The 8,039-nt window shown below is 38.6% G+C and carries 7 protein-coding genes; 1 reads left to right on the forward strand and 6 read right to left on the reverse strand.

The features are described from left to right. Nucleotides 1-143 precede the first annotated feature (143 nt). Together ACUVXA_RS12790 and ACUVXA_RS12795 are read right to left on the reverse strand one after the other, a co-directional pair. Complete coding sequence (locus ACUVXA_RS12790; protein WP_445871660.1) at nt 144-1,268, reverse strand: ATP-binding protein; 1,125 nt, start codon at nt 1,266-1,268, stop codon at nt 144-146. Nucleotides 1,269-1,754: 486 nt separating this feature from the next. Continuing rightward, nucleotides 1,755-2,033 carry a PRC-barrel domain-containing protein gene (locus ACUVXA_RS12795; protein ID WP_445871661.1) on the reverse strand — a complete coding sequence of 93 codons (279 nt, stop codon included), beginning with the start codon at nt 2,031-2,033 and terminating at the stop codon, nt 1,755-1,757. 880 nt (nt 2,034-2,913) lie between these two features. Here ACUVXA_RS12795 and ACUVXA_RS12800 point away from each other — a divergent pair. After that, a complete protein-coding gene (locus ACUVXA_RS12800) occupies nt 2,914-4,089 on the forward strand; it encodes a CBS domain-containing protein (RefSeq protein ID WP_445871662.1) in 1,176 nt (391 codons plus the stop codon). Nucleotides 4,090-4,352: 263 nt separating this feature from the next. Here the strand turns inward: ACUVXA_RS12800 and ACUVXA_RS12805 are convergent, their stop codons facing one another. From ACUVXA_RS12805 to ACUVXA_RS12820, 4 genes are all read right to left on the reverse strand, one after another. Beyond that, nucleotides 4,353-4,505 carry a hypothetical protein gene (locus ACUVXA_RS12805; RefSeq protein WP_445871663.1) on the reverse strand — a complete coding sequence of 51 codons (153 nt, stop codon included), beginning with the start codon at nt 4,503-4,505 and terminating at the stop codon, nt 4,353-4,355. A gap of 123 nt (nt 4,506-4,628) precedes the next feature. Next, nucleotides 4,629-5,333, reverse strand: coding sequence for a class I SAM-dependent methyltransferase (locus ACUVXA_RS12810; RefSeq protein WP_445871664.1), 705 nt, complete (start codon nt 5,331-5,333; stop codon nt 4,629-4,631). A gap of 75 nt (nt 5,334-5,408) precedes the next feature. Beyond that, a complete protein-coding gene (locus ACUVXA_RS12815) occupies nt 5,409-6,584 on the reverse strand; it encodes a (Fe-S)-binding protein (protein ID WP_445871665.1) in 1,176 nt (391 codons plus the stop codon). A 2-nt stretch (nt 6,585-6,586) separates the two neighbouring features. After that, on the reverse strand, nt 6,587-8,039 hold a 1,453-nt coding region (locus ACUVXA_RS12820), incomplete at its 5' end, for an FAD-binding oxidoreductase (protein WP_445871666.1).

Here is an 8,039-nt window from a genome sequence, read left to right on the forward strand (position 1 = left end):
GATTATAAAAGATGAGTACTCTTACTTAAAAATATTATGTAATCATAAAAAATGTATAAAAACTATTAAAATAATATTTAAAGAAAAATAGGCATAAAACTGCCCATAACCGTATTTTCGAAAAATTATAGAAAAATTACCTATTAGTGAACTCTTTCTTCTCTGAATTTTTGCTCCATTTCAGCTTGACCTTTAACAGGTACCACATTTCTGACCTTTTCAAGGGTTATGGCTTCACTAGGACAATTAGAGGCACATACACCGCAACCTATGCAGAGGTCCTCTCTCAGAACTATATAGTCGTCCGATAAGTCGTCTGAATGAGGCCAGTGGTGGTACCTGGCGTCCATGGGACATATTTCTATACATTTTTCACATTTTGTACATAGGTCGTTATTAGTCACTGGAACAAAATTGGATTTTGTTATGGCATCATAGTTTTGGAATTCCTTAACTGATTTAAGGAAGCCACAGCAGCAGGGACAGCAGTTACAGATAAACACCGAGGTATCCTGAATGTTTATAGTCTCGTGTACTAGTCCCGCCTCCTCAGCCTTCCTCATAACCTCCATAAGCTCATCCAGAGTGACTTGGCGTCCCACCCCTTGGTCTATGACGCTCTGGGCTAGGAATCCACTGGTTACGCAGAAGTTTTCGTCAGTGCGTTTACAAGGTTCACCGGCATATTTAGCCGCATTTCTACAGCTGCAGGGAACCACGGCAAAAAGATTAGCCTTAGACAGATACTCTCTTAGAACTTCGTATGGTAAAACTTGGTGCTTTACTTCTAACGATTTGTTTATTTCGATTGTTTTCTTTGTTGGATCCGCAGCCGGTATAACACGGTAGAGGGGATAGCTTCCTGCGCTTAGCTCGAAGGGGTGCCCGGAGTAGAATAGTTCGCGGTACGCTTTTGCCGCCCTCTTCAATCTATCGGGATCATCCCTATTATGGGTGAAGTAGACCTCAAAAAGTCCGGGAACAAAGGGCATCAATACATAAAAGTTACCTGCCTTAATCACTTTACCTTTATAAGCCATGTCGTCGAAAATTTTTTTTACTTTTTCCTCCGAGACGCCTGATAGCTGCGCTATTTTTTCCGAGCTTAGAGGTTGCTGGGATTTCTCGAAAACAGTAAGTAGTGTAGCTTCTTCTTCACTAAAAATACCTCTGAGCATCTCATTGACTGCTTTGTGCTTGGGAAGTTTAATGGCGGTTCCCGCATTCATAATTTTTCTCAGCTTCTCATAAATATCGGCTTCAACCATAAAACATATCACCAAACCGTTTATCGCATTATAACCCACTCTTAAAAAAGGTGGACATTGACAAATAAATTTTATTATATATAAATTTTCCACCTTCCTTTTTTATTTAATAAAATACAATGCAGTGCAGAGTTCTTAATTATATAATCTGAAAGATTTTGGGGTGTATTTATCTCATGAAGGCTGGTTTGGTGTTATACGCTCTCTTTTCCGAAAAAAGAGTTTATTTCAGGTCATTTTTCCTTAATGTTAACGTTCGCAAAAAAAGCCTAAGTAGACCTTCTTTCAGGTTTTGGAGCCCTATTATTCGTTATTCGATCAGGGCAGGTAATACGTAGAAATTTTGATATTTCTAAAGACAAGAAGAATTGAAATTAAAATGTAAGAATCAGAATTACTAGTTCTTTTGTAATAGTTTCACGTTTAATTATAAGAATTTGAATTATATTTTAGTTATATTATAACTTTTGGAGTTCATAGTGGTGTTCATTTAGTTTTTTCTATGATGTCCTTAAGCTCTTCAACTGTTTTATTAAGTGTAACGACATCAGCCGTATTAGAGATAGCCTCCACCGGAATTAAAATTTCTAAACGTCCAAAAAAAGGTTTCTTGTAACCAAAGGTCTCGACTAGCTCATTAGACAAATCTACCCGTAAATGAGTCACCTTCCATTCAGAAAAATCGACATCAATTCCAGAAACATGTCCTATTATTCTGGCATCAGGTGCAATGACCTCTTTTCCCTCCAACAAAGATGCACGCATATTATAAACCTCCTAATATAATTAGTGCCATTATTTTTAATAAATACAGTCAGTTTAATTTATTTATTTCGTAATTTAGCACTAAAACAGAATTTAAATCTGGATTTACATTCTCTATTATAATCACGAATTTCTTTAGTATAATTCTAATAGCGTCCTCAATTCTTTGTAAAAAAGCGAATTTATAATATTCTTCTTTTTCTCAAGCCATTCTCGTCTGACAATAGTTTCTCAAAATCTGCATTTTCAAGACCTTTTTAACACTTTTTTCATGTACTTAGACACTTTTCTTTAAAATCATAAAAACCTTAAAAATTAAGGAAAAGCGCTGAAAAAATTTAAAAATATTAAAATAGACGGAGAAAAACCTAAATAAAGTTTTTTGCGAATTTATCGCTTAGTGGTGGCGACATCTAGCTCTATGTATCATAAATGATTCTTGCCATGAGAATCGCATCTTATTGAGTATCTTATTCCAAAATCTTTGCCTTCCAGACAATTTGTGTCCGAAGGTCTAAATGAGGGGAAAACACTCTTATTTCCATATAAATTCCTAGTTTGGATGCGGCTTCAAATATTTTGGAAAGATCCACTTGACAAGAAGGGTGTTTACTGTTTGACTCTGAGTGTGAAAGCTAGAAAAATTATTTAATGGCTTCTACTGAAGAATTACTGAGGTGATGTGGATTCGCCGGATTCTAACCCTTACTTTGGGGTTCTGAATCGGAAAATAATCCCTTTAAATACTACTTTCAGAGGCGAAAATGAACAAACCTATATCACCAATTACGGGGAAAGTGGAGGCGTGGCAGTTGGTACTGGCTTATTTCATAATAAATACCACTTTACCGCGTAAATAAAAATATGGAGGAGATGAAATATGAAGTTAGATATTAAGGTTAAAGACGTTTATTCAAAGAATTTTTTGAGCGTGAGTAAGGATGACACACTTTCCTACTGTCTCTCGATGTTTAAAGCAAAAATGCCCCCGGTTTTAGCCGTTGTGGATAAAGAAGGCAATTATGAGGGGGTATTAGCTCGACGATGGATAATGAGATCGAAGAAGCTTGATCCCTCTGCAACCAAAGTTGAAACCTTGATGCGCCCAGCCCCCGTGGTTAGGGAAGAAGAATCTGTTGGTAAGGCTGCTAGTTTGATGATAGAGAGTAGTATTCGAGAACTTCCAGTCTTCAACGGTGATAAACTGGTAGGCGTTGTAACCGATGAGGATATTATTCATGGGGCTGTGATGACCGAATGGGGTAACATCAAAATTGAGGAAATAATGACTGAAAAACCTTTTGTTGTCGAAGATGATGATTCTGTAGGGAATGTGCTAAGCTTATTTAGAACCCAGGACATCTCCCACGCGCCCGTGGTTAAGAAAGGGAAGCCCGTTGGAATGGTGAGTATACAGGACATAATTGACAATTTTTTTCAACCCACAAAGCGTCAAAAGGTGGGTGAGAGAATAGGAGAGAAAATCGATCTCCTAGGTGCTCCCGTGAAAAATATTATGTCAAAACCCTTAATTTCTGTATCACCTGAAACCAGTTTGAGAGATGCTGAGAAGAAAATGCACGATTTTGGCGTTTCCTCATTAGTAATTCTCAAAAAAGGAAAAATTGTAGGCATTGTTGTAAAGAGAGATTTTCTGGAGCCAGTAGCAGAACCAGAAATGGAAAAGCCCATGCTTACTGTTCAGTTTTCAGTCAAAGACCTCAATATAGATGAAGCTCAAAGAGACCTAATGATGAAAGATTTCGACTCGTTCAGAAAAAGGTATGAGACAGCTCTAGAGCTTGGCACACTTTTCACGCATATTAAAACTCACGGCACAAATTTTAAGGGAGATCCATTAGTTTACTGCCGCATAAATTTAAGAACAGTGAAGGGCTCTTTTTCCAGCTCTGCCGAGGGTTGGGGGCCTGTGGAAACCTTTCGCATAGCCTTAGATCGGGTTGAGAAACAAGTTCTAAAAAGCAAATCGTTGGAGGATTCAAAATTCGCTAGAAATTTTTTGAGACTAATACGCTTCCCTGAAACAGATTTTTAAATTATATCCTTTTTTCTCAAAAAAATATTTGAAAAATGGTTACCAGATTATAATTGCTTTAGCCTCAACCGAATACATAATTATTTGAAAAGCTTTCATGACTATTTGAACGGAGAATATCTATTTGATAAAAGGATAAAAGTTGAAAGCAGAATACCTCTCGTTTGAATTCATTTTTTCCAAGCTAAAAACAAAAAAAAGGTTATTTGGATTTTTCCGTGTGAAACGCTTTTCCGAATTAGATTTAAAGATTATCCTAGTAATTAGTGAGAGATTTTACCAAGAATATTATTAACACGGTTTCCAGTGGCTACGTGTCCCATTTCTCTATTTGTTATCTCTGTGATAACAAACACCACAGGTAGCTTGAGGATATGTTTAATCCGTCCGGTCTCCTGTTTAGTCCATTTAAACATTCTCCGCAGGTCTTTCCCATCAAGCTCACTTCCATTCATCATTTGGATAATAAATATCTTAAATACAGTGGAAAAAACATTTTTACAAGTTTATATTTAGTGCAACCCTTAATGGAGGTTAATTTATTTTCTGCAGAGAACGAAGGCGGCGGGTCCCTCCCTTAAGCCGAGTTTCAGGAATTGAAATTTCTTGAAACCCAACTTGGATAATTTCCACACCAGATAATATTTTGCTACTGCGGTGGAAAAAACGAATTTTCCCCCCTTTTTCAGAACACGGTATATTTCCGATAGTACCTCGTCTCTTCCCACTATAAGAGTGTCCAAAACCTCGTGGCAGGCAACCAAGTCAAAGGTGTTGTTCGCAAATGGAAGTTTCCGGGCGTCTGCTTCTTGGAATTTGACTCTTTTAGACACTTTTTCAACTTTCGCGTTTTTAATCGCGTTTTCCATAGTGTTTCCAGAAACCCCCGACAAAGTAGTGGGAGACCATGTGTCAATTCCAATAACTTTGCAGTTTTTGCATGCTTTAGCCAGTGATATCGCCACTAAGCCTCTTCCCGTCCCCACATCGAGCATTAGAGAATTTTCTTTTGGTTCTGCAAACTCTACAAGCAGTTTACTTCGCTTAACCCTTAAGGGGGTGCTACTTTTAAAAAATAATAGTCCGATGGTAATCGCCAGTGCGATAACCATTAATGTTATAATAGTTCTTACAATTGGCACATTGAGTAAAATGTAGAGAAAAAAACACACTATAATCGCAAAAATAAGAATACCGAGAACAGCCGGCGAATAGATTCCGTAGCTAGTATGCTCTTCACTCAAATCTTCTAGCCTCTCTAAGAATCTATACACCGAATCTTTTATATTTTTTAGCCTAGAAGAGGAGAAATTGGTTATTTAGGATTTTATTTTTTCATATACTAGTTCGAGGATGTCTTTTACTTGGGGGTATTTCCCGCATTCTTCTGCAGAGTCTTTTAGATTTAATTCACAGAATGGACAGGCAGTTAATAGTAATTCTGAGTTTATGGTCTTCGCCTCTTCTAATCGTTCTCGGGCAGCCCACATGGCGAAGTCTTGGAAGGCGGCCTTGACGCCCCCACCGGCACCACAGCACCAAGAGTTGTCCATTTTTCTATCCATCTCCACCAATTTTAATCCGGGAATAGCCTTGAGAATTCTTCTTGGCTGCTCATAGACACCCATTAATCTGCCCAAATGGCATGGATCATGATATGTGACCTGTTGATGTGACTCATCAAACCGGATTTTGTCATTATCCAAGAGTTCTGATAGAAACTCTACCATGTGCTGAGCCTCGAAGTTGAGTTTGCCCCCAAGTTTGGGATATATTGACTTGAAGGTTTCGTAGCAACCGGGGCAAGCGAACAATAATCTCTTTATTCCCGCAGCCTCTATCATTTTCAAGTTGTGCTCCATAAGCTCACGAGTTTTGGAAGCTAAACCTACTCGGTAGAGTACTCCCCCACAACATAACTCATCTTCAGGGAAAACCCGAAACTTTATGTTAAGCGTCTCTAAGACCCCCGCTGCGGACCTTGCCACTTCTGGCAACCTATAGGGAATAGTGCAGCCAATGAATAAACCAACTTCCGCGTCTCTGCTGTCTTTTCCCCCTTTTGGCATCCATTCAAATCTTGCTTCGTGAGGTTCGCCATAGGGATTATGGAATTTCTCTATGTTCTCAGCAAATTTTTTATGCTGCTCCATGGGACCTTTTCCATCACTCACACATTTGAACCTCAACTCATGGAGTACTTTTAAGGGCTCCATTTTCGCATGGTTACGTTTACAGGTGATTTCACAGCCCCCACACAGTGTGCAGGTGTATATTATTTCCAAGAGTTTATCACTATAGTCCAGCTCTCCTCTTAAGAGGGCACGGGCAATATCCATCCGGCCTTGGGCAGAATACGCGTCAAAAAGATATTTCTTAAGGCTGGGGCAAATGTATGCGAACTCAGCGTTCTTAATATCCCAGTCACAGATCCACTTGCATCGTGAACATCTAAAGCAGAGTTCCAGTGTTTCTTCGCAGTCTTCCAGAGGCATTTTCATCCTTCCTTGAAACAGAGTTTTTCAGGATTCATAATGTTACTAGGATCAAATAACTCCTTAATCTCCTTCAGAACCCGAGTGTATACCGGATTTCTCCCATAAGTGATATCGGATAGATAAGAACCGTAGGGTCGGGAGAAAAAGGCCCCCATATCGAATAGGCTTTCTATGAGCTTCTCATAAGTCTTCTTAACTATTTGTTTCCGCCTATCATTTGAGGAATCGTAGAAGAGAGTAAATTCCATGTGACACGCACCTCCCCTCACCAGAGGCTGAATATAGCAACTAATTTCCTCCGGTGGATAACCAATTTCAGATGATGTTTCATCCACCTCTCTAACGAAATTGAAAACCTTGCCTAAGCGGGTAATAAAAAGTATATCCTGAAAATCGCCTCCCCTCTTAAGTTTCCAGTACTCACCCTTGTAGGATTCTCGAAGTATTGGAAGAATCTTTTCTTCAAATCCCGCCAACGTGGTTGATGGTTTAGTTTTGAATCCTTCAATTATTTCGAGGAAATCCTCTTCCTCCTGCTTCATCTTCTCTTCTGAAAGTTTTACTCCCCCCGAAAGGCACACAATAAGTGTCCATCGGGAAAATTTCTGTCTTAGTCTTTCAATATCTGATTTATTGCGGGTAAGAATCATTGCTAGGTTCAAATCATTGAGTATCAAACACTCATAACCCAGTAAATATCTTTGAATCTCATACAAGGGTTCTATTAAGTCTTCCACATTACTCGAAGATAAGAAGTAGATTTTATCCAGTTTAGGGATATGCTCTATTTTTATAGTTGCACTGGTTACTATTCCCAGTGTTCCCTGAGCTCCTTGAAAAAACTGGTTCCAGTTTAACCCCGGTCCAAAAGGTACTACATACTCAGCAAAGTTGCTAGGTTTTAGGGCTGCTGAACCGGTGCGGAGAATTTCGCCTGTCGGTAAAACTACTTCCATGGTAAGTATGGGCTCAGAGTACTCAAGTTTGGGTACAAGTAATGGCTCCCTTTCAAGGTAGCTAGTTAAAACCGACTTTGTTTCTGGAACACAAAACGGAAATAAAGGCATTAGCCCGTACGCTTTAATACTTTCAAGTTGAGAAAACGTTACACCAGGCTCAATGGTAGCGTTCTTGTTTCTATCATCGAATTTAATTATACGATTCATTTCACTAAGGTCGACTATAATTCCCCCATCTGTGGGAAAAGTTCTCCCATAGAAATGAATTCCTGAGCTACTGGGAGTTAATGGTATCCGATATTTAGATGAAAACTCTATAATTTTTTGAATTTCAATAGTATTCTTAGGCATTAAAATACAGAGAGGTGTTTTCCCCAATTCAAAACTACTCTTATCCGAAGAGTAAAGCTTCAATATTGTAGAGTTTGTGATGACTCGATTTTTGCCTAGAATTTTTTCCAGTTTTTCTAATTCCTTGGACATTTGTTTAACC

It is taken from the genome of Candidatus Jordarchaeum sp., from assembly GCF_052745115.1.